Source organism: Kribbella swartbergensis, from assembly GCF_054784135.1.
Genome location: NZ_BAAGPM010000026.1, coordinates 151,154 through 172,703, shown reverse-complemented (window position 1 = coordinate 172,703; position 21,550 = coordinate 151,154). Strand labels below are relative to the sequence as shown.

At 69.8% G+C, this 21,550-nt stretch carries 21 protein-coding genes; 3 read left to right on the top strand and 18 right to left on the bottom strand.

What is annotated here, in order from left to right:
* Nucleotides 1-35: 35 nt before the first annotated feature.
* From gatB to gatC, 3 genes are read right to left on the bottom strand one after another with little or no spacing between them, the layout of a single operon-like run.
* Nucleotides 36-1,538 carry an Asp-tRNA(Asn)/Glu-tRNA(Gln) amidotransferase subunit GatB gene (gene gatB / locus ACYVOK_RS24890; RefSeq protein WP_460664947.1) on the bottom strand — a complete coding sequence of 501 codons (1,503 nt, stop codon included), beginning with the start codon at nt 1,536-1,538 and terminating at the stop codon, nt 36-38.
* Complete coding sequence (gene gatA / locus ACYVOK_RS24885; protein ID WP_460664946.1) at nt 1,535-3,040, bottom strand: Asp-tRNA(Asn)/Glu-tRNA(Gln) amidotransferase subunit GatA; 1,506 nt, start codon at nt 3,038-3,040, stop codon at nt 1,535-1,537. The genes gatB and gatA overlap by 4 nt, the downstream gene beginning before the upstream one ends.
* Entirely contained in the window at nt 3,040-3,336 is a 297-nt protein-coding gene (gene gatC, locus ACYVOK_RS24880) for an Asp-tRNA(Asn)/Glu-tRNA(Gln) amidotransferase subunit GatC (protein ID WP_360488511.1), read from the bottom strand. The genes gatA and gatC overlap by 1 nt, the downstream gene beginning before the upstream one ends.
* Before the next feature lie 293 nt (nt 3,337-3,629).
* Between gatC and ACYVOK_RS24875 the strand changes: the two genes are divergently transcribed.
* The gene (locus tag ACYVOK_RS24875) at nt 3,630-4,277 is read left to right on the top strand and encodes an ACT domain-containing protein (protein WP_460664945.1); all 648 of its coding nucleotides are present in this window, start codon (nt 3,630-3,632) and stop codon (nt 4,275-4,277) included.
* Nucleotides 4,278-4,352: 75 nt separating this feature from the next.
* Here the strand turns inward: ACYVOK_RS24875 and ACYVOK_RS24870 are convergent, their stop codons facing one another.
* The 6 genes from ACYVOK_RS24870 to ACYVOK_RS24845 all read right to left on the bottom strand — a co-directional run bounded on the left by ACYVOK_RS24870 (nt 4,353) and on the right by ACYVOK_RS24845 (nt 11,595).
* The gene (locus ACYVOK_RS24870; RefSeq protein ID WP_460664944.1) at nt 4,353-4,577 is read right to left on the bottom strand and encodes a hypothetical protein; all 225 of its coding nucleotides are present in this window, start codon (nt 4,575-4,577) and stop codon (nt 4,353-4,355) included.
* Between the two features lie 20 nt (nt 4,578-4,597).
* Complete coding sequence (locus tag ACYVOK_RS24865; protein WP_460664943.1) at nt 4,598-5,584, bottom strand: hypothetical protein; 987 nt, start codon at nt 5,582-5,584, stop codon at nt 4,598-4,600.
* Nucleotides 5,585-6,130: 546 nt separating this feature from the next.
* A complete protein-coding gene (gene ligA / locus ACYVOK_RS24860) occupies nt 6,131-8,260 on the bottom strand; it encodes an NAD-dependent DNA ligase LigA (RefSeq protein ID WP_460664942.1) in 2,130 nt (709 codons plus the stop codon).
* 64 nt (nt 8,261-8,324) lie between these two features.
* The gene (locus ACYVOK_RS24855; protein WP_460664941.1) at nt 8,325-9,305 is read right to left on the bottom strand and encodes a uroporphyrinogen decarboxylase/cobalamine-independent methonine synthase family protein; all 981 of its coding nucleotides are present in this window, start codon (nt 9,303-9,305) and stop codon (nt 8,325-8,327) included.
* Entirely contained in the window at nt 9,302-10,393 is a 1,092-nt protein-coding gene (gene mnmA, locus ACYVOK_RS24850; protein ID WP_460664940.1) for a tRNA 2-thiouridine(34) synthase MnmA, read from the bottom strand. Before mnmA ends, ACYVOK_RS24855 begins: the two co-directional genes overlap by 4 nt.
* The gene (locus ACYVOK_RS24845) at nt 10,393-11,595 is read right to left on the bottom strand and encodes a cysteine desulfurase family protein (RefSeq protein ID WP_460664939.1); all 1,203 of its coding nucleotides are present in this window, start codon (nt 11,593-11,595) and stop codon (nt 10,393-10,395) included. Before ACYVOK_RS24845 ends, mnmA begins: the two co-directional genes overlap by 1 nt.
* A gap of 83 nt (nt 11,596-11,678) precedes the next feature.
* Between ACYVOK_RS24845 and ACYVOK_RS24840 the strand changes: the two genes are divergently transcribed.
* Entirely contained in the window at nt 11,679-12,155 is a 477-nt protein-coding gene (locus ACYVOK_RS24840; RefSeq protein ID WP_460664938.1) for a pyridoxamine 5'-phosphate oxidase family protein, read from the top strand.
* On the opposite strand, the gene ACYVOK_RS24835 is transcribed toward ACYVOK_RS24840, so the two are convergent.
* The 3 genes from ACYVOK_RS24835 to ACYVOK_RS24825 all read right to left on the bottom strand — a co-directional run bounded on the left by ACYVOK_RS24835 (nt 12,152) and on the right by ACYVOK_RS24825 (nt 14,811).
* Nucleotides 12,152-12,976 carry an NAD-dependent epimerase/dehydratase family protein gene (locus ACYVOK_RS24835; protein WP_460664937.1) on the bottom strand — a complete coding sequence of 275 codons (825 nt, stop codon included), beginning with the start codon at nt 12,974-12,976 and terminating at the stop codon, nt 12,152-12,154. The two genes, ACYVOK_RS24840 and ACYVOK_RS24835, sit on opposite strands and share 4 nt — an antisense overlap.
* A gap of 75 nt (nt 12,977-13,051) precedes the next feature.
* Entirely contained in the window at nt 13,052-14,014 is a 963-nt protein-coding gene (locus ACYVOK_RS24830) for an electron transfer flavoprotein subunit alpha/FixB family protein (protein ID WP_460664936.1), read from the bottom strand.
* Nucleotides 14,015-14,028: 14 nt separating this feature from the next.
* Nucleotides 14,029-14,811 carry an electron transfer flavoprotein subunit beta/FixA family protein gene (locus ACYVOK_RS24825; RefSeq protein WP_460664935.1) on the bottom strand — a complete coding sequence of 261 codons (783 nt, stop codon included), beginning with the start codon at nt 14,809-14,811 and terminating at the stop codon, nt 14,029-14,031.
* Nucleotides 14,812-14,979: 168 nt separating this feature from the next.
* Here ACYVOK_RS24825 and ACYVOK_RS24820 point away from each other — a divergent pair, with 168 nt between their 5' ends.
* Nucleotides 14,980-15,723 (top strand): class I SAM-dependent methyltransferase, encoded by a 744-nt coding sequence (locus ACYVOK_RS24820; protein ID WP_460664934.1) that lies wholly within the window; start codon nt 14,980-14,982, stop codon nt 15,721-15,723.
* Here the strand turns inward: ACYVOK_RS24820 and ACYVOK_RS24815 are convergent.
* The 6 genes from ACYVOK_RS24815 to ACYVOK_RS24790 all read right to left on the bottom strand — a co-directional run bounded on the left by ACYVOK_RS24815 (nt 15,720) and on the right by ACYVOK_RS24790 (nt 21,533).
* Nucleotides 15,720-16,784, bottom strand: coding sequence for a hypothetical protein (locus ACYVOK_RS24815; protein ID WP_460664933.1), 1,065 nt, complete (start codon nt 16,782-16,784; stop codon nt 15,720-15,722). The genes ACYVOK_RS24820 and ACYVOK_RS24815 overlap by 4 nt on opposite strands.
* A complete protein-coding gene (locus ACYVOK_RS24810; RefSeq protein ID WP_460664932.1) occupies nt 16,777-17,637 on the bottom strand; it encodes an acyltransferase in 861 nt (286 codons plus the stop codon). The genes ACYVOK_RS24815 and ACYVOK_RS24810 overlap by 8 nt, the downstream gene beginning before the upstream one ends.
* A 9-nt stretch (nt 17,638-17,646) precedes the next feature.
* Nucleotides 17,647-18,594: a class I SAM-dependent methyltransferase gene (locus ACYVOK_RS24805; protein WP_460664931.1), complete on the bottom strand. Its 948-nt coding sequence runs from the start codon at nt 18,592-18,594 to the stop codon at nt 17,647-17,649.
* 1 nt (nt 18,595) lies between these two features.
* Nucleotides 18,596-19,375, bottom strand: a complete 780-nt coding sequence (locus ACYVOK_RS24800) for an enoyl-CoA hydratase/isomerase family protein (protein WP_460664930.1) — start codon at nt 19,373-19,375, stop codon at nt 18,596-18,598.
* Nucleotides 19,376-19,467: 92 nt separating this feature from the next.
* Nucleotides 19,468-20,514 carry a Gfo/Idh/MocA family protein gene (locus ACYVOK_RS24795; RefSeq protein WP_460664929.1) on the bottom strand — a complete coding sequence of 349 codons (1,047 nt, stop codon included), beginning with the start codon at nt 20,512-20,514 and terminating at the stop codon, nt 19,468-19,470.
* Nucleotides 20,511-21,533, bottom strand: coding sequence for a Gfo/Idh/MocA family protein (locus ACYVOK_RS24790; RefSeq protein WP_460664928.1), 1,023 nt, complete (start codon nt 21,531-21,533; stop codon nt 20,511-20,513). Before ACYVOK_RS24790 ends, ACYVOK_RS24795 begins: the two co-directional genes overlap by 4 nt.
* Nucleotides 21,534-21,550 lie beyond the last annotated feature (17 nt).

Below are 21,550 nucleotides of genomic sequence, written 5' to 3'. Positions count from 1 at the left end.
AGCCCGCGCGATGGCCCGCTACGTGGTCGGACTCGTCAGATACCGAGCTTCGCGTTCAGGAGCTCGCGGACCTTGGCGGCGTCGGCCTGGCCGCGCATGTCCTTCATGACGGCGCCGATCAGCGCGCCCGCCGCGGCCGGCTTGCCGGAGTGAACCTTCTCGACCACGTCCGGGTTGGCCGCGATGGCCCGGTCGATCGCGTCGATCAGGGCCGAGTCGTCCGAGACCAGCTCGAGGCCGCGCGCCTTGATGATCTCGGCCGGCGTGCCCTCACCCTTGATCAGGCCGTCGAAGACCTGCCGCGCCAGCTTGTCGTTGAGCTTGCCGTCGTCGACCAGCTTCTGCACCTCGGCGACCTCGGCCGGGCCGACACCGAGGGCGTCCAGGTCCTGACCGGACTCGTTCGCGGCGCGGGCCAGCTCACCCAGCCACCACTTCTTCGCCGCGGCCGGCGTCACGCCGAGCTCGACCGTCGCGACGATCGGCTCGAGCGCGTTGCCGTTGATGACGTCGCGCATCTCCAGGTCGGTGAAACCCCAATCCTGCTGCAGCCGCGTCCGCCGTAGCGAAGGTGCCTCGGGCAACGAAGCGCGCAGCTCCTCGACCCACTCGCGGGACGGGGCGACCGGGACCAGGTCGGGCTCCGGGAAGTACCGGTAGTCCTCCGCGTCCGACTTCTCCCGGCCGGACGTGGTGATCCCGGTGTCCTCGTGCCAGTGCCGGGTCTCCTGCACGACCTTGCCGCCGGACGCCAGGACCGCCGCCTGCCGGCTGATCTCGTAGCTGACCGCGCGCTCGACCGAGCGGAACGAGTTCACGTTCTTGGTCTCGGTCCGGGTGCCGAACGTCGAGGAGCCGCGCGGCTTCAGCGAGACGTTCGCGTCGCAGCGCAGCGAACCCTGGTCCATCCGGACGTCGGAGACGCCGAGGGCCAGCAGCAGGTCGCGCAGCATGCTCACGTACCCGCGCGCCACCGCGGCCGCCTTCTCCCCCGGGACCTCGATCGTCTTGGTGACGATCTCGATCAGCGGGATACCGGCCCGGTTGTAGTCGACCAGCGAGTGCGAGGCACCGTGGATCCGGCCGGTCGCGCCACCGACGTGAGTGGACTTGCCGGTGTCCTCCTCCATGTGGGCGCGCTCGATCTCGATCCGGTACGTCTCGCCGTCGACCACCACCTCGGTCCACCCGTTGTACGCGATCGGCTCGTCGTACTGGGAGGTCTGGAAGTTCTTCGGCATGTCCGGGTAGAAGTAGTTCTTCCGGGCGAACCGGCACCACTCGGCGATCTCGCAGTTCAGCGCCAGGCCGATCTTGATCGCCGACTCCACCGCTCGCTCGTTCACCACCGGCAGCGCACCCGGCAGGCCGAGGCAGACCGGGCAGGTCTGCGTGTTCGGCGGCGCGCCGAACTCGGTCGGGCAGCCGCAGAACATCTTCGACTTCGTGTTCAGCTCGACGTGGACCTCGAGGCCCATCACCGGGTCGTACTGCTCCAGCGCCTTGTCGATCGGCATGACGTCCGCGGCGATGGTCATCGGGTCACCTCCAGCTCCGGAGCCTTGGTCATCAGAACGCCGCCCCACTGCTCGGCCAGCGCGGCCTCCAGCGCGGAGCCGACCTGGTACAGCAGGTCGTCGCGCATCACCGGCGCCATCACGTGGAAGCCGACCGGCAGGTTGTCCTCGTCGGCCAGGCCGCACGGGAACGACGCGGCCGCGTTGCCGGCCAGGTTGACCGGGATCGTGCACAGGTCGTTCTTGTACATCGCGATCGGGTCGTCGGCCCGGTCGCCGATCGGGAACGCGGTCGTCGGGGTGGCCGGCGAGACCAGCACGTCGACGTGCTCGTAGGCATTGGCGAAGTCGCGCTGGATCAATGTCCGCACCTTCTGCGCCTGGCCGTAGTACGCGTCGTAGTAGCCGCTGGACAACGCGTGCGTGCCGAGCATGATGCGCCGCTTCACCTCGTCGCCGAAGCCGGCCTCGCGGGTCAGGCTCATCACCTTCTCCGCGCTGTTCACGCCGTCGTCGCCGACGCGCAGCCCGTACCGCATCGCGTCGAACTTGGCCAGGTTGGACGAGGCCTCGCTCGGCAGGATCAGGTAGTACGCCGGCAGCGCGTACTGGAAGTGCGGGCAGGACACCTCGACCACCTCGGCACCGAGCTTGGTGAGCAGCTCGACCGCCTCGTGGAAGCGCGCCTCGACACCCGGCTGGTAGCCCTCACCGCCGAGCTCCTTGACCACGCCGATCCGCAGCCCGGTGACGTCCGCACGCCGCGCCGCCTCGACCACCGGCGGGACCGGCTGGTTGATCGACGTGGAGTCCATCGGGTCGTACCCGGCGATCGCCTCGTGCAACAGCGCGGTGTCCAGCGTCGTCCGCGCGCACGGACCAGGCGTGTCGAGCGAGGAGGCCAGCGCGATCAGTCCGTACCGCGACGTCCCGCCGTACGTCGGCTTGACCCCGACCGTGCCGGTGAACGCGCCCGGCTGCCGGATCGAGCCGCCGGTGTCGGTGCCGATCGCGAGCGGGGCCTGGTACGCCGCGATGGCCGCCGACGAGCCGCCACCGGAACCACCCGGGATGCGGTCCAGGTCCCACGGGTTGTGGGTGACGCCGTACGCAGAGTTCTCCGTGGAGGAACCCATCGCGAACTCGTCCATGTTGGTCTTGCCGAGGATGACGATGCCGGCCGCCTTCAACCGCTTCACCACGGTCGAGTCGTACGGCGGCCTCCAGCCCTCGAGGATCTTCGAGCCGGCCGTTGTCGGGACGCCCTCCTGGGTGAGCACGTCCTTCAGCGCCAGCGGGACACCGGCGAGCGGGCCGAGCTTCTCCCCCGCCACGCGCCTGCTGTCCACCTCGGCGGCCTGGGCCAGCGCACCCTCGGCGTCGACGTGCAGGAACGCCTTCACCGAGCCGTCGACGGCGGCGATCCGGTCCAGATGGGCCTGGGTGATCTCCACCGAGCTGGCCTCGCCGGACGTCATCAGCTCCGCGAGCTCGACCGCGGTCTTCCTGGTGAGGTCAGCCATCAGTCCTCCTCCAGGATCCGCGGCACCCGGAATCGCTGCTCCTCCGCGGCCGGCGCGCCGGACAGTGCCTGCTCCGGTGTGAGACACGGCACGTTCTCGTCCTTGCGCATCACGTTGGTGATCGGCAGGGCGTGCGAGGTCGGCGGGATGTCGTCCGCGGCCACCTCGCTGACCTGGCCGACCAGCGTGATGATCTGGTCGAGCTGGGGTGCGAGGTGGTCGAGCTCGGCGTCGGTGAGCTCGATCCGCGCCAGTCGCGCCAGGTGCGCAACCTCTTCGCGGGTAATCGATGGCATGAACTGATCCAATGGTTTCGCAGGAACACCGAGAGGCTCTCGGTGATACCTGAGCCATCTTAGGGGGCAGTTGTGACGCTCGTGTTGCCCCGTTCCCCGACCTGTGGACAATGCGCCTCCGGCCCGCGAGGGTGGGTGGGGCGGGCAGGGCCCTGACCGGGGCGGTGAGGTGGGCCAGGCAAGGGCACAGCTCATCTCCTGAGAGGGCCGGGCGTGTCCCTGCGCTCCGCTCTGTAACATTGGCGGCGACAAGGCGTTACGCGCATGGTGATCGGCTGGGAGATGATCGTTCGGTGTTCCTGCTGCGATTGATCATCCCGGACCGTCCCGGTTCGCTGGGCACGGTGGCCACCGCCCTCGGTGAGGTGAATGCCGACATCCACGCGATCGAGATCGTCGAGCACCGGCGAGAGAACGGCACCGCCGTCGACGACATCGTGGTCGACCTGCCACCCGGTGTGCTGCCGGACCGCCTGGTCTCCGCCTGCAACGGCGTACCTGGTGTCGAAGTGATCTGGTTCTCCCGGTACGGCGCCGGCGGCGGACTGCACATGGACCTCGAGGCCGTCGAGCAGATGACGTCGGCCCCGGTCGACGCGATCGACATCCTGGTCGAGCAGGCACCCGCCGTACTGCACGCCGACTGGGCCGCGCTCCTCGACGGCACCGGCAGTGAGGTGAAGGTCGCGCTGGAGACGAGTGCCACGCCCGAGTTCGGCGACGTGGCCGAGACCTGGCTGCCGCTGGACAAGGCGCGGACGCTGGCCGCCCCGGATCAGCACAAGGGCCTGGCCGAGTCGGTCCTGGTCGCGGCGCCGCTGGAGTCCGGCCGCCGCATTCTGGTCATCGGGCGTCGCGGCGGGCCCGAGTTCCTCGGGTCCGAGGTCGCCCGGCTGAGCTACCTGGCCTCGCTCGCCGTCACCATCCGCGCCACCGCGTAACCGTCGTACACACACGAAAGCCTCCCTCACCACCGCGGTGGTGAGGGAGGCTTCGGCGTTTCCAGCTGAAAACTGCTAGCTGAAGCGGAAGTAGGCGAAGACCCAGAGACCGGCCAGGACCAGCAGGACCACGACGCCGACCAGGACGACGATCAGGATCGTCTGGCCGTTGCGGCCGCCCCGGTCCGGGAGGTCGAACTGGGTCGGTCCCCAGGGACCGCCGCCGTCGACGCGCCGGACCGCCTCGGGCGGCGGGGTGACCACCGTCCGCGACTCCCGCTTCTCCCTGGGGAACTTCATCCGACTCCCGTCGTCCGTGCTCAGACGTAGAACGTCTCGTAGCTGATCGAGATCCGTGACGACGAGTAGGAGTCCTCGTTGTTGGCGATGATCTCGACCCGCCATCCGGCCACATAAGCAGCGTACGACTTGCCGTCACTGTGCGCCTGGACGTACGACTTCAGCGCCGCGACGTCCGCACCCTTCAACGCACCGAACGCGTCGTTCACCGCCGCCGGGAGCGCGGCCTTGACATCCTTCGGGTCACCCGAGGCGCTCATCTCCAGCGACCGGATGCCCTCCTCCCTGCTGGCGTAGGAGTAGACCCGCTGCGAGCCGTACCTGCCGACCTGCTTGCTGCAGGAGGTCGTGCAGACGTACTTCTTCGCCTTCAGCGCGGCGACCAGCTGGGCCTCGGTGGTGTCGAAGCTCTTCCGCGGCAGGTCGAACGAGTCGGCCCCGGACTTGCCGCCGGACAGCTGCAGCCGGTCACCGTCGTTGCGCAGCTCGAACTCGCCCCAGGTGCTGCCGACCTTCTGCGACTTCTGGCCGACCTTCACCGCGTCCTGGATCTTCTTGACCTCGCTGCCGCCGAACGTGTCGTTGCCGATCGCCTGCACCGCGGCGTCGAACGTGACGCCGGCGTTGTTGACGTTCTCCTCGTTCTCCGACTTCACGAGTACGCCGATGATCGTGCCGTCGGGCTGGAACTGGAAGATCGCCTCGGCCTCGGTCGGGCCGTCGTACTTGAAGCAGCCGCGGTGCGCGCCCTGGCCGGTGTTGAACAGGTCGCTGCACTGGTAGCCGTCGCTCTGGAGCTTCTCGGTGGCCGTCTTGGCCTGACCGGTCGCGTTGCCGAGCGAACCGTTGTCGCCGCCGTTCGACGGGCCACTGGTCGGCTCGCCGGTCTGCTGCGTCGTCGGGCCGGCCTCGGGCTTGTCGTCACCGCCGAGCGCCCTGACGCCCAGGAAGATGAGCAGGCCGATCAGCACGATGCCGACCACGCCACCACCGATCAGCAGCGGCATCTTGTCCTTGCCGAGCCCACCGGGTCCCTTGGCACCGCCGCCCGGCTGCCACTGGGGCTGGCCCTGCTGTTGGTGCCAGCCACCTTGCTGCGGGCTCTGCTGGCTCCAAGGCTGCTGCTGGTAGGAACTTCCGCTCGGCTGCGTGGGACGCTGCCCCCAACCGCCTTGAGCAGGTTCCTGCCCTCCCTGACCCGGTTGCGGCCGGCCGGGCTGCTGTCCCCAACCGCCCTGCTGCGGGGGCTGACCGTGCTGCGGAGGCTGCTGGGGCTGCGGGGGCTGACCCTGGGCGGGCTGCTGGGGACGTTGACCCCAACCGCCACCACCCTGGCCCGGAGGCTGCTGTCCCCAGCCGCCACCTTGCCCAGGCTGGCCCCCCGGTCCCCCTTGCTGCCCGCCCGGCTGGCCCCCCGGCTGCCCAGGACCCCACGGTCCCTGTGGCGGCGTCGTCATATTCGCTCCTTTTGACCCACGTGTCGACGTGCAAAGTTAACAGTCCGACGGCTCAGCACGGCCGCCGGATCCATCTGTCCGCGAGCGAAAATCCGGCTAGGCGTCGCCGGGCTCGGGTGTGGCGGCGACCTTGCCGGCGGCGTCGGCGCCCTCGTCGAGCAGAACCCGGAAGCCGGCGGCGTCGAGGATCGGGACACCGAGCTGGACGGCCTTGTCGTACTTCGACCCAGGCGAGTCGCCGACCACGACGAACGACGTCTTCTTGGAGACCGAACTGGCCGCCTTGCCGCCGCGGCTGACGATGGCCTCGGTCGCCTCGTCCCGGCTGAAGCCCTCCACCGTGCCGGTCACCACGATGGACAGGCCGGTCAGCGTCTGTGGCACGCTCGGACCGGTGCGCTCCTGACGCAGTTGCACGCCGGCGGCCTTCCACTTGTCCACGATGGCCTGGTGCCAGTCGACCTTGAACCACTCGATCACCGCGTGGGCGATGGTCGGACCGACACCCTCGATCTCGGACAGCTCCTCCTCGCTCGCCGCCCGGATCGCCTCGATGTCGTCGTACACGGCCGCGAGTGCCTGGGCTGCCGTGGGGCCGACGTGGCGGATCGACAGCGCGACCAGGCCGCGGGCCAGCGGCTGGGTCTTGGCGGTCTCGAGGTTCGCGAGCAGGCGCTGGGCGTTCGCCGACAGCGACCCTGCCTTGGTGGTGAAGAACGAACTGCGCTTCAGGTCGTCCTCGGTCAGCGCGAACAGGTCGCCCTCGTCGGTGATCAGCTCGTCGGCGATCAGCGCGTCCGCGGCCTTGAACCCGAGCACCTCGATGTCGAACGCGGACCGCCCGGCCAGGTGGAAGATCCGCTCCCGCAGCTGCGCCGGGCAGGACTGCGAGTTCGGGCAGCGGATGTCGACGTCGCCTTCCTTCATCGGGCGCAGCGTCGTACCGCAGGACGGACACTCGGTCGGCATCACGAACTCACGGGCGTCGTCGGGCCGCAGCTCGACCACCGGGCCGAGGATCTCCGGGATCACGTCACCCGCCTTACGCAGTACGACCGTGTCCCCGATCAGAACGCCCTTCCGCTTGACCTCCTGGGCGTTGTGCAAGGTGGCGAACTCGACCGTCGACCCCGCCACACGGACCGGCTCCATGACGCCGTACGGCGTGACCCGCCCGGTGCGCCCGACGTTGGTCTTGATGTCGAGGAGCTTGGTGGTGACCTCCTCCGGAGGGTACTTGTACGCGATCGCCCAGCGGGGCGCGCTCGAGGTGGACCCGAGGGCACGCTGCAGGTCGACCTCGTCCACCTTGACCACGACTCCGTCGATCTCGTGGTCGACGGAGTGCCGGTTCTCGCCGTAGTACGCGATGAACTCGTTGACCTGGTCGAGCGTCTCGACCCTGCGGGCGCGGTCGCTGACCGGCAGACCCCAGGCCTTGAGCTGCTCGTACGCCTCGGACAGCCGGTGGACGTGGTAGCCGTCGATCCGGCCGAGGCCGTGGACGACGAAGCGCAGCGGGCGGCTCGCCGACACCCGCGGGTCCTTCTGCCGCAGCGACCCGGCGGCGCTGTTGCGCGGGTTGGAGAACGGGTCCTTGCCCGCCTCGACCAGCTGCGCGTTCAGCTCCTCGAAGTCCTCGACCCGGAAGTACACCTCGCCGCGGACCTCCAGGAACGACGGCAGGTCGTCGCCCTGCAGTTCGTTCGGGATGCTCTTGATGGTGCGGACGTTGAGCGTCACGTCCTCACCGGTGCGGCCGTCGCCGCGCGTCGCGCCGCTGACGAGTTTGCCGTTCTCGTACACCAGGTCGAGGGCGAGGCCGTCCACCTTCAGCTCGCACAGGAAGCCGCTGTCGTGGATCTGCTTGACCGTGACCTCGCGCTCGAGGCGCTTGGCCCAGGCCTCCATCTGCTCGGCGGAGAACGCGTTGGCGAGGCTCTCCATCCGGGTCGGGTGCTGCACCGGGGTGAAGAGGGTGGAGATCGGTACGCCGACCTTCTGCGTCGGCGAGTCCGGGGTGCGGAGCTCGTTGTACTGCTCCTCGATCGCCTCCAGCTCGTGCATCAGGGCGTCGAAGTCCGCGTCCGAGATGGTCGAGGTGGCCAGGTAGTACCTGACCCGGTGCTCCTCGATCTCCTGGCTCAAGGCGGCGTGCCGCTCACGCACGTCGGGCGGCGCAGCAGGCTGTTCGGCAGCAGTCGTCTCCGGGATCTCCGCACTCATAGGCAAAACCTACAACCCACCTCAGACGTTTTTCGGGCCATTGGTTAGGGGCGGCGGCGGAGGTTCAGGTGTTTTCGGCGGCTTCGGCTACGGCGTCGGCGGTGCGGCGTAGCAGGTCGAGGCGGCGGCGGGCGTCGGAGGGAGTGGGGGCGGCGGCCAGGCCGCAGGTGGGGGTGATGACGACCTGCTTGAGGAGTTCGGGGTCCAGGCCGAGTTCGCGCCAGCGGCGGACCAGGGGATCGGCGGCCTGCTCGGGGTCGGGGATCCGGCCTGTGGTGGGTACCAGGCCGGCGTAGATGGCGGTGCCGGCCTCGGCGGCGAGGGCCAGTTGCTCCCAGGCGGAGTCGGTCAGCAGCGCGACGTCGACCGCGACGCCTGTGGCACCGGCTTTGGTGAAGACCTCGATCGGCGGTCGCGCGGCGCAGCAATGCACCACAGTCGGTCCAGCACCGGTCACCAGGCTCAGCAGCTCCACAGCACCCGGACCGTCCACAGACCGATGCTTGCCCCAACCGGACGCCGTCGGCACAGCTCCAGCGAGTACTGCGGGCAACCCCGGCTCATCGATCTGTACGACGAGCTCCGCACCCGGCACCCGGCGTCGTACCTCTGCGACGTGCTCACCAAGCCCCAGTGCCAGAACCTCGGCCAAGTCCCGCCGAGCTCCATGATCCGCCAGCACCTTGTCGCCACGCGGCAGCTCGACCGTCGAGGCCAGAGTCCACGGCCCGGTCAGCTGCAGCTTCAGTGGCCCGTTGTAACCGTCCGCCAGCTCTTCCAGCACGTCGAGGTCTTCGGCAAGCAGCGACCGAGCCCGCCGCTGGTCCAGGCTCGCCCGCGGATCGCTACCACCGGTGAGCCGCCACCCGGCCGGCTGCACGTCTGCCGCCAGTTCAGGCAGTACGGCGACCGCCCGGCTGAGCATGTCGCCGTACGGACGTGCCGGCAGTTCGGCCAAGAACGGTATGTCCACCGCGTCGAGCAGAACCTTCGTCCACTCCCGGAGGTCCTCCCCAGGCAGCGAACCCAGACCGGTCGTCCTCATGCGTGCTGTGCCGTCACGCGGGATACCGTGTCGATCGTTGCCGAGCCGATGACCCGTGTCCCGTCGTAGAGGACGACCGCCTGACCGGGGGCCACGGCCGAGGTCGGCTGGTCGAAGTCGACGACGATCTGATCGCCCTCGACCCGTGCGGTCACCGCGACTTCCTCGCCGTGCGCGCGCAACTGGGCTGTCACGTGCAGCTCCGACGTCGGCTCCGGTCCGCACCAGCGCGGCCTGGACGCGGTCAGCCGCGACACGGCCAGCTCCTCCCGCGACCCGACGGTGACGGTGCGGTCGACCGGGCTGATGTCCAGGACGAACCGCGGCTTGCCGTCCGCGGCCGGCGTACCGATCCGCAGGCCCTTGCGCTGACCGACGGTGAAACCGTGCGTGCCCTTGTGCTCGCCGAGCTTGTTGCCCTGCGCGTCGACAATGTCACCCGGCGCCTCGCCCAGATGCTTGCTGAGGAAGGCCGGTGTGTTGCCGTCGGCAATGAAGCAGATGTCGTGGCTGTCCGGCTTGGCCGCCACCGACAGCCCGCGGCGCTCGGCCTCCTCGCGGACCTCGGTCTTGACCGTGTCACCGAGCGGGAAGAAGGCATGCCGCAACTGCTCCTGGGTCAGCACGCCGAGCACGTAGGACTGGTCCTTCGCGGGGTCCACCGCCCGGTGCAGCTCGCGGCCGGCGTCGGTTTCCACGATGCGCGCGTAGTGCCCGGTCGCGACCGCGTCGAAGCCGAGCGCCAGCGCCCGCTCCAGTACGGCGCTGAACTTGACCTTCTCGTTGCAGCGCAGACACGGGTTCGGCGTCCGGCCGGCGGCGTACTCGCTGACGAAGTCCTCGACCACGTCGGCGTGGAACCGTTCGGCCAGGTCCCAGACGTAGAACGGGATGCCGATCACGTCGGCGGCCCGGCGGGCGTCGCGGGAGTCCTCGATCGTGCAGCAGCCGCGTGCACCGCTGCGGTACGACTGCGGGTTCCGGCTGAGTGCCAGGTGCACGCCGACCACGTCGTGCCCGGCCTCGGTCATCCGCGCCGCCGCCACGGCGGAGTCGACCCCGCCGGACATGGCTGCGAGTACCCGCATCAGGTGTTCCTTCCCACGTTCTGCAGACCGGCGGACTTGGCCCGCTCCACCACCGGTCCGATGTTGTCCAGTACGGCGTCGATGTCGGCGCGGGTGCTGGTGTGCCCCAGGGTGAACCGGAGCGACCCGCGCGCCCGCTGGTCGTCGTACCCCATGGCCAGCAGGACATGGCTCGGCTCGGCGACCCCGGCGTTGCACGCGGACCCGGTGGAGACCTCGATGCCGCGGGCGTCGAGCAGCAGCAACAGCGAGTCGCCCTCGCAGTCGCTGAAGGACAAGTGTGCGTTATTGGGCAAGCGGTCCGTCGGGTCACCCGACAGTTGCGCGCCCTCGACCGTGTTCACGACACCGTCGATCAGGGCGTCGCGCAACTCGGTGAGCCGGCGGGCCTCGTCCGCCTGGTGCTTGACCGCGTGCTCCACGGCGACCGCGAATCCGGCGGTGGCGGGCGCGTCGAGTGTGCCCGACCGGACGTCGCGCTCCTGGCCGCCACCGTGCAGGATCGGCGTCAGCTTGGTCTCCTTGTGGACGACGAGGGCGCCGATGCCGTACGGACCGCCGAGCTTGTGCGCGGACACCGTCATCGCGTCCACCCCCAGCTCCGCGAAGTCCACCGGCACCTGGCCGACCGCCTGGACGGCGTCGGTGTGCACCGGGATCTCGTACTGACGGGCCAGTTCGGCGACCTCCCGGACCGGCTGCAGCGTGCCGACCTCGTTGTTCGCCATCATCAACGTGACGAACGACACGGACTCCGGGTCCGCCTCGACAGCCCGCCGTACGTCGTCCGGCCGCACCCGCCCGAGCTCGTCGACCGGCAGCCACTCGATCTCGGCCTTCTCGTGCTGCGCCAGCCATACGGCCGGGTCCAGTACGGCGTGGTGCTCGATGCCGCTGAGCAGGATCCGGCGGCGACGCGGGTCCTCGGCCAGCCGGGCCCACCACAGCCCCTTCAGGGCGAGGTTGTCGGCCTCCGTACCGCCTGAGGTGAACACGACCTCGCTCGGCTGTGCGCCCAGCGCCGCGGCGATCGTCTCGCGGGACTCCTCGACCGTCCGGCGGGCGGCGCGACCGGAGCCGTGCAGGGACGACGCATTGCCGGTGCGGGCGAGGTGACGGGTCATCGCCTCGATCGCGGCCGGCAGCATCGGAGTCGTCGCCGCGTGGTCCAGATAGACCGTGCGGCGGTCGGAAGAAGTCATAACGGATTCAAGAGTATGTCCGCCGCCCCAGCTCCCGCTCCTCGGGCCTCAACGGTGGGACGACCGGCCCGCACACTGGTCGCATGTCACAAGAGATCCTCGAGCGGCGGGCAGCCGCCGTCATCGAAGCCAACAAGTACATGACACTGGCGACCGTCGACGCCGGCGGATTGCCGTGGGCCACCCCGGTCTACTTCACTCCCGACGGCCACAGGGACTTCTACTGGGCCTCGTCCCCTGACTCTGAGCACTCGCTCAACCTGGCGCGGAACCCGAACGTCAGCATCGCGATCTTCGACTCCAGCGTCGCGATCGGCCACGCGTCCGCCGTCTACCTCCGTGCCCGCGCGGAACTGGTCCCCGATGACGAACTGGAACGCTGTGCGGCGTTCTACTCCGCCCGGCTCCCGGAACTCCGCACCTTCACCGCCGACGAACTCCGCGGTCCGGCAGACCTCCGCCTCTACCGAGCCCGGGCCACCGAGCACTGGCTGCTGATCCGTGGCCGGGATCCCGAGTACGGCACAGGCGTCGACTCCCGCCGCCGGGTCTGGAGCTAGGCGTACGTCGCGGAGCGCCGCCAGCGACTGTGGTGGGTCCAACCGATCACCTTCGCGGCCCTGCTGCAGTCGTACAGGGACGCCGTGCCGGGGAGGTCGCTGCGGATCTCGGTGTCCGGCAGGTGCTGCGCCAGGACGTCGCTGGTGGGTTGCCGCAGACCGGTGTCCTCGGCCGCGATCAGCAATGCGTGATAGCGCTCGTCTGCCGAGCGAGGCCGCAACGAGAGGATGCATGCCCGGGCCGCCTCGGCCAGGTCGACGTACCCCCACAGGTTGCGGCGATTGTCCTCGAGCGGTGCGTCGGTGATGTAGCGGCGTACTTCGTCCGGCGTGAGGATCCAGTGGAACCGCAGGGCGGTGATCTGCATGCCGCGGCGGGCGTACATCTCGCCGGTGCGCTCCAGGATGTCCTTGGTCAGCGCGTACGGGTCCACGAACCGCAGTGGGGTGTCCTCGTCGATCGGGACCTCGGGAACGGTGAGTTCCTCCGGGGACCAGGCCGTGCCGTAGATCGAGCCGCTGGACGCCAGCACCGCGGTCCGGATGCCCTGGGTCCAGGCTTCCTCGAGGGCGTTGAACGTCGTGAGCGCGTTGATCCGCACCAGTTCCACCGGAGCGATGTTCTCCGGGCTGGGGATTCCTGCGCAGTGCACGATCGCGTCCGCACCACGCAGCGACCGCGCGACGGCATCGCGGTCGGTGAGATCGACGGGCCGGGGACCCACCAGATCGGCCTCGACCACCTCGTGCCCGTCGGCCGCGAGCTGCCGGCAGACCTCGCTGCCCAGTTTCCCGCTGGAACCACTCACCCAGATCCGCATTCAGCGCATGCTAGCCGCCGGACTGCGACGGCCCGGCTCGGGAGGGGAACCGAGCCGGACCGTCTGGACCGGGGATCAGGACTTGCGCTTGGTGATCTCTTCGGTGGCGGCCGGGAGGACCTTGTGCAGGTCGCCGACGACGCCGAAGTCGACCAGCTCGAAGATCGGGGCTTCCTCGTCCTTGTTGATCGCCACGATCGTCTTCGAGGTTTGCATGCCGGCGCGGTGCTGGATGGCGCCGGAGATGCCGGCCGCGACGTACAGCTGCGGGCTGACCGTCTTACCGGTCTGGCCGACCTGGTAGGCGTGCGGGTACCACCCCGAGTCGACGGCCGCGCGGGACGCACCCACGGCGGCGCCGAGGGAGTCGGCGAACGCCTCGATCGGCCCGAAGTCACCGCCGGTCCCGCGACCGCCGGACACGATGATCGCGGCCTCGGTCAGCTCCGGACGGCCGGTCGCCTCCCGCGGCTTCGAGTCGACGATCTTCGCGGTCTTGGCGGGGTCGGAGATCGTGACGTCGAACTCCTCCACCTCAGGCGAGGTCTCGGCCGCCTCCGGGGTGGCCGCGTTCGGCTTCACCGTGATGATCGGCGTGCCGTGGGTGACCCTGGCCTGGACCGTGTAGTTGCCGGCGAAGACCGACTGCGTGGTGACCGGACCGCCGGCACCGTCGCCGGCCTGGACGTCGACGGCGTCGGTGATCAGGCCGGACTCCAGCTTGACCGCCAGCCGGGCGGCGATCTCCTTGCCCTCGGCGTTCGACGAGATCAGGATCGCGGCCGGCTCGACCTTGGCCGCGACCTGCTGCAGCGCCTCGGCCTTGGGCGCGACCAGGAACTGGGTCAGCTCCGGGTTGGTCAGCGCGATCACCTTGGTCGCGCCGTACTGCCCGAGCGCCGGCAGCGCCTCCTGCACGCCGTCGCCGACGAACACGGCGACCGGCTCGCCGAGGCGGCGGGCGATGGTGAGGAGCTCAGCGGTGGTCTTGCGGACCTTGCCAGCGGTGTGGTCAACGAGAACCAGAACGTTCGACATGAACTGATCGCCCCTCAGAGGAACTTGTTGGTGGACAGGAACTCAACGAGCTGGGCAGCCCCACTACCGTCGTCGTCGGTGACGATCGTGCCCGCGGTCCGCGGCGGCCGGGCGGTTACCTCGAGCACCTCGGTCCAGGCAGCCTGGGCGCCGACCTGCTCCGGCGCGATCTCCAGGTCGGCCAGCGACCAGGTCTCCACCGGCTTCTTCTTCGCCGCCATGATGCCCTTGAACGACGGGTACCGCGGCTCGTTGGCCTGGTCCGAAACGCTCAGCACCAGCGGCAGCGTGCCCTCGATCGTGTCGCTGGCGGTGTCGCCGTCGCGGCGGATCCGCACGGTGTTGCCGTCGACGGTCACCTCCGAACCCAGCGTCACGGCCGGCAGGCCGAGCCGCTCCGACACCATCGCCGGGACCACACCCATCGACCCGTCGGTCGACCCCATCCCGAACACGACCAGGTCCGCCTCGAGCTTGGCCAGGGCCTTGGCCAGGATCAGCGAGGTGGCCACCGCGTCCGACCCGTGGATCGCGTCGTCGATCACGTGGACACCGGCGTCCGCACCCATCTGCAGACCCTTCTTCACCGCGTCGGCGGCCTGCTCCGGCCCCACGGTGAGGATGGTCACCTCGGCATCGCCGGCTTCTTTCACGGTCAGCGCGGTCTCGACGGCATATTCGTCCAGTTCGGACAGCAGCCCGTCGACACCGGCCCGGTCCACCGTGTTGTCCTCCGGGCGGAAGCGGCGGTCCGCGGTGGCATCCGGCACGAACTTCGCGCAGACGACGATCTTCATAGCGTGTGGGACCCCTTCTGGTTAACGGTCTCTCCCAAGCCTGCCACGGATGTTACTCACGAGAAACATCCTCCCGTGCGAGTCCCATCACACCGTGCTTATCCGAGCCGGGGGCACAGGACAAGTGGACACGGCTGTGACGTCCGACCGCACACTAGGCTGACTCAGGTGACCGAGACGTTACCGCTCACCGGCGAAAGAACGGCGCCCGGGATCTGGCACGAGAACTACTGGTTCGCGCGCCATGACGCCGCCTACCGCTGGATCACGGCCCATCTCGACCTGCAGAACCTGCGGTCGACCGGCCGGGTCCTCGACGCCGGCTGCGGCGAGGGCTACGGCGCGGAGCTGGTCCGCCTGGCCGGGGCGGACTCCGTGACCGGTCTCGACTATGAAGATACGACGCTTCGGCACGTCCGCCGGGTTTATCCACAGATCAATGTGGTGCAGGGCAATCTCGTCCAGACCGGGTTCGCCGACGCGACGTTCGAGCTCATCACCTCGCTGCAGACGATCGAGCACCTGTGGGAACAGCCGCGGTTCGTCGCGGAGTGCGCGCGGATCCTGGCCCCGGGCGGCACCCTCGTCCTCAGTACGCCGAACCGGCTCACCTTCCCGAGCGGCAACTGGTACCACACCCGCGAACTGACCGCCGCGGAGTTCGCCGAACTGGTCGAGCCCGCCTTCGAGATCACGCACGCGCTCGGTCTCCACCACGGCAACCGCCTGCGCACGTGGGAATCGCAGTACGGCTCGTGCGTGGACGCTCAGCTGGCCGCCGGGTACGACGCCTGGGACGCGAACCTGGCCGACCTCGTCCGGAGCACCGGCCACGAGGACTTCGAGATCCGCCCCGGCGACCTGGACGAATCCCTCGACCTCATCCTCGTGGCCAGGCCACGAACGAGCTAAGGACGTACGAAGCGCTCGAGGATCTTGCCGGCGACCAGGTAGACCAGCGCGGCGATCCCCCAGTTCACCAGCAGGGTGTTCTTCGCGGTCTCGAGCCGGAACAGGTCCTTGAACGGGCCCACCAGGTCGGTCCCGCGCTCCAGCACCCAGCGGACGATCTCGTTGCTCTGGTTGGTCTGGTCGAGCGCGGTGAACAGCGCACCGAGCGCCAGGACCGCGGCCGCGATCACCGCGGCGAGCCAGATCAGCGAGGCGATCAGGTTCCGCAGCCGCCGGACTCCGGAGCCCACCGAACTGAGCGCCTGCTTGCCCTTCCCGGCCGACGACCCCTTCGCGGGCGACGACGCCGATTTGTTGCCGGAGGCACTCGTCTTCGCTGCCGCGGGCACCCTGCTCACCGGCGTGGTCGCCGCGGTGCCGGCCGGATCCTTGCCACCGGCATCCTTCGCGGCCGCGGCCGACGCGCCGGACTCGGCCGCGGTGCCGGACTCGGCCGCGGTGCCGGACTCGGCCGCGGCCTTCTCCCGGGCGCGCTGCTCGGCGACGATCTCCGCCGCGGTCTTCGGCCGGGACGGCTTGGTCGCGGTGGTCACGCCACGCCCCGCGGCCTCCGCGGCACCGTCCTTGCGGCCGGCCGCGTCGTCCGCCGGAGTCACCGCCTTGTCCTGGTCCGCCTTCTCGTCGTGCGTACCCACGTCGTCCATCTCCTCAGCCGGGGTCGGTTCCTCGTCCGTCGCCGTGGCCGGCGGTCTCCTGCGCCGGCTGACCGGGACGGGGCGCGGCGACAACCTGCGCCGGGCGCCCGCGAGCGGGGCCGGTGCCGCCGTCCTGCCGTCGGTTACCTGCACTTCTGGGTCCAGCCTTCGGTTCACACCGATGTCGCGAACCGCCGCCGGCGGTTCAGCGCCCGTTTCAAGCGCTGGTTCCAACGTAGCGCCGCCGGGTTCGGCCCCGGCCGGAACCGGGTCGGCCGCCGTGCTGCTCGCCGGCGTGATCGAGTCGTCGGCCGCCGCCTGGTCGAGCGACCGCGCGGACCGGTCGGTCCCGGGCTGGTCAGCCACGCTGCGTCTCCTCTCCGACGGTCAACCGGTCGGCGTCCGACCGCTGGTGCGGGACATAGTGCCCGACTGGTGAGTAACTTGAGAACCCCTCGTCGCCACTTGCTTCACCGGTCGCGTCGCCGCCGTCACCCTCAGCTTCCCCCGGTACGCCGTTCTTACGCGGAGCGACCGGGGCAGCACCGGCGCGGAGGCGGGCCGCGGTGCGCTCGTTCGCCTCCGCCAGCCCGGCCAGGTAGGCCCGGCGGGTGGCGTCGGCGGCGTACCGGGTGGTGCGGTCGGCGACGATCACGGCCGGCACCCCGGCCGCGACGGCGTACGAAGGAATGTTGCCACGGGCAACACTGTTCGCGCCGATCACCACGCCGCGGCCGATGTCGGTTCCGCGGGTGACGGTGACCTTGGTGGCCAGCCAGCAGTCCGGGCCGATCCGGACCGGCGACTTCACCAGGCCCTGGTCCTTGATCGGCAGGCCGAGGTCGTCGGTCTTGTGGTCGAAGTCGCAGATGTAGGTCCAGTCGGCGATCAGGGTGGAGGCGCCGATCTCGATGTCCAGGTAGCAGTTCACCGTGACGTCGCGGGCGAACACCACCTTGTCGCCGATCCGCAGCGTGCCCTCGTGCGCGCGCAGCCGGGTCTCGTCACCCAGGTGCACCCACTTGCCCAGGATGATCCGGCCGTGACCGGGCCGCGCCACGATCTCCAGCTTCTTGCCGAGGAAGACGAATCCCTCGGTGACCACACCGGGGTGACGCAGCTTGAACCAGGCGAACCGCCAGTAGCGCTTCAGGTAGTACGGCGTCCAGGCCCGATGGCGCACCACCCAGCGCAGATTCGCCACGGTCAGCAACCGCATCCAGTCACCCTACTGCGCGCGCCCGGTGATCGAGACGTTGTAGTACAGCTCGTCGGGAACGACCGCCGAAAGAACCTTGTCCACCTTCGACAGTTGCAGCCACGACTTGTACGCGAACATCCGCCACCCGAAGCCGAGCTTCTGCTCCGGTACGGCGGCCTCGAACGTCCGGATCGGCCACCCGACCCACGCCGCCAGCAGCTCCTCGGTGACGGTTCGTACGCCGGTCGCCCCGGCGCGGGTCGCCATCCGCGCCAGCGTGTCCGGGTCGAACGTGTGCAGATCGACCACGGCCTCCAGGGCAGCCGCCCGAGAGGACTCGTCCAGCTCCTCCTGCGGCCGCCGCCACCCGGACAAGGCGGGCAGCTTGGTCAGGTTCGTCGTCGCCCACCAGGTGAAGCGCGACAGCCGCCGGGCCACGTAGTCGCCGTACCGGGTCGGCTCACCGCAGATGACGAAACGCCCGCCGGGCTTGAGGACCCGCAGCATCTCGCGGAAGGCGAGTTCGACGTCCGGGATGTGGTGGATGACGGCGTGCCCGATGACCAGGTCGAAGGTGTCGTCGTCGTACGGCAGCTTCTCGGCGTCGGCGACCCGGCCCTCGATCGCGAACCCGAGGGTCTGCGCGTTCCTCTTGGCCGCCTCCACCATGCCGGGCGACAGATCGGTGATATGTGCCTCGTCGAGGACGCCGGCCAGCTTGAGGTTGAGCGTGAAGAAGCCGGTGCCGGCGCCGATCTCCAGGGTCTTGCCGTACGGCCAGCCGTCGGTTCCGGCGATCGCGACGAACCGGTCCCGGGCGTAGCTGACGCAGCGTTCGTCGTACGAGATCGACCACTTCTCGTCGTACGTCGACGCCTCCCAGTCGTGGTAGAGCACCTGGGCGAGCTTGTTGTCGTTCCAGGCCGCCTCGACCTCTTCGGCGGTGGCGGCCGGCTTCTCAGCGGAAGTGGTCACTTCAGATTCCCTTGAACTCGGCCTTGCCCGGGCCGTTCTCGACGAAGGACTTCATCCCGATCCCGCGGTCCTCGGTGGCGAACAGCGCGGCGAACTGCTGCCGCTCGATCTCCAGGCCGGTCTGCAGGTCCACGCCGAGCCCGGCGTCGATCGCCTCCTTGGCCGCCCGCAACGCCATCGCGGCGCCGCGGGAGAACTGCGACGCCCAGGCGACGGCCTCCTGATACACCGAAGCCGCCGGGACCACCTTGTCGACCAGGCCCAGCGAGAGTGACTCGGCGGCGTCGACGAACCGTCCGGTGTAGATGAGGTCCTTGGCCTTGGACGGACCGATCAGCCGGGACAGCCGCTGGGTGCCGCCGGCGCCGGGGATGATGCCGAGCAGGATCTCCGGCTGCCCGAGTTTGGCGTCCTCGGCGGCGATCCGGTAGTCCGCGCAGAGGGCCAGTTCGCAGCCGCCGCCCAGGGCGTACCCGGTGATGGCGGCGACCGTCGGCTTCGGGATCGCGGCGACCGCGGACAGCGAGGACTGCAGCGGCCCGGAGCGCTTGACCATGTCGGCGTACGACATGTCGGCCATCTCCTTGATGTCCGCGCCGGCCGCGAACACCTTCTCGCCGCCGTAGATCACCACCGCGCGGACCTCGTCGTTCGCGGCGGCCTCGAGGGCGGCGGCCCGGATCTCCTCCTGGACCTGCACGTTCAGCGCGTTCATCTTCGGCCGGTCCAGCCGGATCGTGCCGACACCGTCGCTCACGGTGAGGTTGACGAACTCGCCCATCGCCTCGCTCCTTTACGGTCCCGGGGTCCTACCCGTCGGTCACATCCCCGGAACCGTACCGGACCACCGCCGGCGGAGGTACTGCGGGGAGGCTACAACTCGACCGGCTGACCGGAGATCGCCGACCGCCGCGCCGCGTCGACGATCCTGAGGGTACGCAGGCCGACCGCACCGTCGGGCTGCGGTACGACGGCCGGCGTCTGACCGGCCACCGCCCGGCCCGACTTCCGCACCGCGCTGAGGAAGGTCGAGAGCATCGACACGTCGAAGTTGTCGTGGATCGGCAGGTACACCTCGCCCGAGGCGTCGGTCCCGGCGACGTGCGGCAGGAACGGCTCGATCTCCACCGACCCGTTGGTCCCGGTCACCTGCAGGTACACGCCGCCCCAGGTCGGGCCGTTGTCCGGCACGCTCCACGAGCAGTCGATGGTTGCCAGCAGCCCGTTGTCGTAGTCGATCGTCACCAGGCCACCGGTCTCCACGTCGACACCCTTGTCCTGGTGCAGCACGCGGTTGGCCGCGGCGTACACCCGCTTCGCGGACGCACCGCCGGTCAGGCCGTCGATGAGGTCGGCACAGTGCACCGTGTGGTCGACGAGCGCTCCCCCACCGGCCAGCTTGGCGTCGGTGAACCACTGACGCGCGGCGTACGGGATCTTGCCGTTGTTCGTCCCGAGTACGGCGAACACCTCGCCGAGCAGGCCCGCTTCCACCGAGGCGCGCAGCCGCAGGTACGACGGTGAGAAGCGCACCGGGTAGGCGACCATCAGGATCGCGCCCGCGGCCTCGCACGCGGCCAGCATCGCCTCACCGTCGGCGACCTCGGTGGCCAGCGGCTTCTCGCAGAGCACGTGCGCGCCGGCCGCGGCCGCGCGCTCGACCAGGTCGCGGTGCAGCGCGTTCTCGCTCGTCACCACGACGGCATCCGGTTCCCAGGCGAACAGTTCCTCGTACGTGTCGACGTACTGGAGGCCGAACTGCGCGGCGAAGTCGGCGCCCCGCGGGCCTGGATCGGGCGCGGACGCGCCGTCGGGATCGGCGGCCAGCACCTCGACGTCCGGCATCGCGGCGAGCAACGAGGCGTACGACGCCGCATGCGTGTGCGCGAACGAGGCGATCGCGACCTTCAGATTGCTCATGCTGCCGCTCCAGTCGGGTCGAAGCTCTTCATGTCGATCACGCGGCCGGTCTCCATCGAGGCGCGGGCCGCCTCGGCCAGGTACACCGCGGCCGCGCCGTCCGCGGCGGCGACCCGCGGCTCCGGGCCGCCTCGCAGCGCCACCGCGAACTCCCGCAGCTGGGTGAGGTAAGGGCTCTCGCCCAGGGTGTTGGCCGGGATCAGCAGGTCACCGGCGGCCGCGCCGTCCTGCAGTTCCTCGGCGTACCCGGAGTCCGCACCGGAGGCGTACTTCAGCACACCGGTCGCACCGGCGACGTCGAATCCGGACTGGAACTTCGTCCCGGCCGCGCCCCAGGTCGCCCGGCAGTGACTGATCGCTCCGGACTCGTGCGTGAGCGTGACGTGCGCGGCCACGTTGACCGGGCTGACGCCGTCCACGGTCGGTGGGTTCTGTACGGCGTACACCGTGGCGACCTCGCCGCACAGCCAGCGCGCCTGGTCGAGGTCGTGGACCATCAGGTCCATGATCACGCCCCCGGACCGGGCCACGTCGCGGTACCACCCGCCGCCGGCCGGCGAGGACGCCTGCCGGAAGAACCGGGCCACCGCGACGTCGCCGATCCGGCCCTCCTGGACGGCCGAGTGAGCGGCGACGTACGCCGGGAAGAAGCGGACCACGTGGGCGGGGTAGACCCGCACGCGGGCCGCCTCGGCGGCCGCGATCACCTCGTGCGAGTCGGCCGCGGTCAGCGTCAGCGGCTTCTCGCAGATCACGTTCCGGCCGGCCTTGATCGCGGCCAGCGCGACCTCCTTGTGCGTGACCGACGGCGTGACCACGTCGACGAATTCCGACTCGGCCAGGCAGCCGTCCAGGGACGCGGTGACCTCCAGCCCGTACTGGTCCGCGAGTTCCTCGGCGCCCTCGATCGAGTGCACGAGGACACGGGCGCCGAGCGCCTTCCACGCGGCGACATGCAAGTGTGCGATGTTGCCAGCACCGATCAGACCGACGGTCAGACCGGCCAACTCTTCCGACATGTGATCCCCTACTCGGG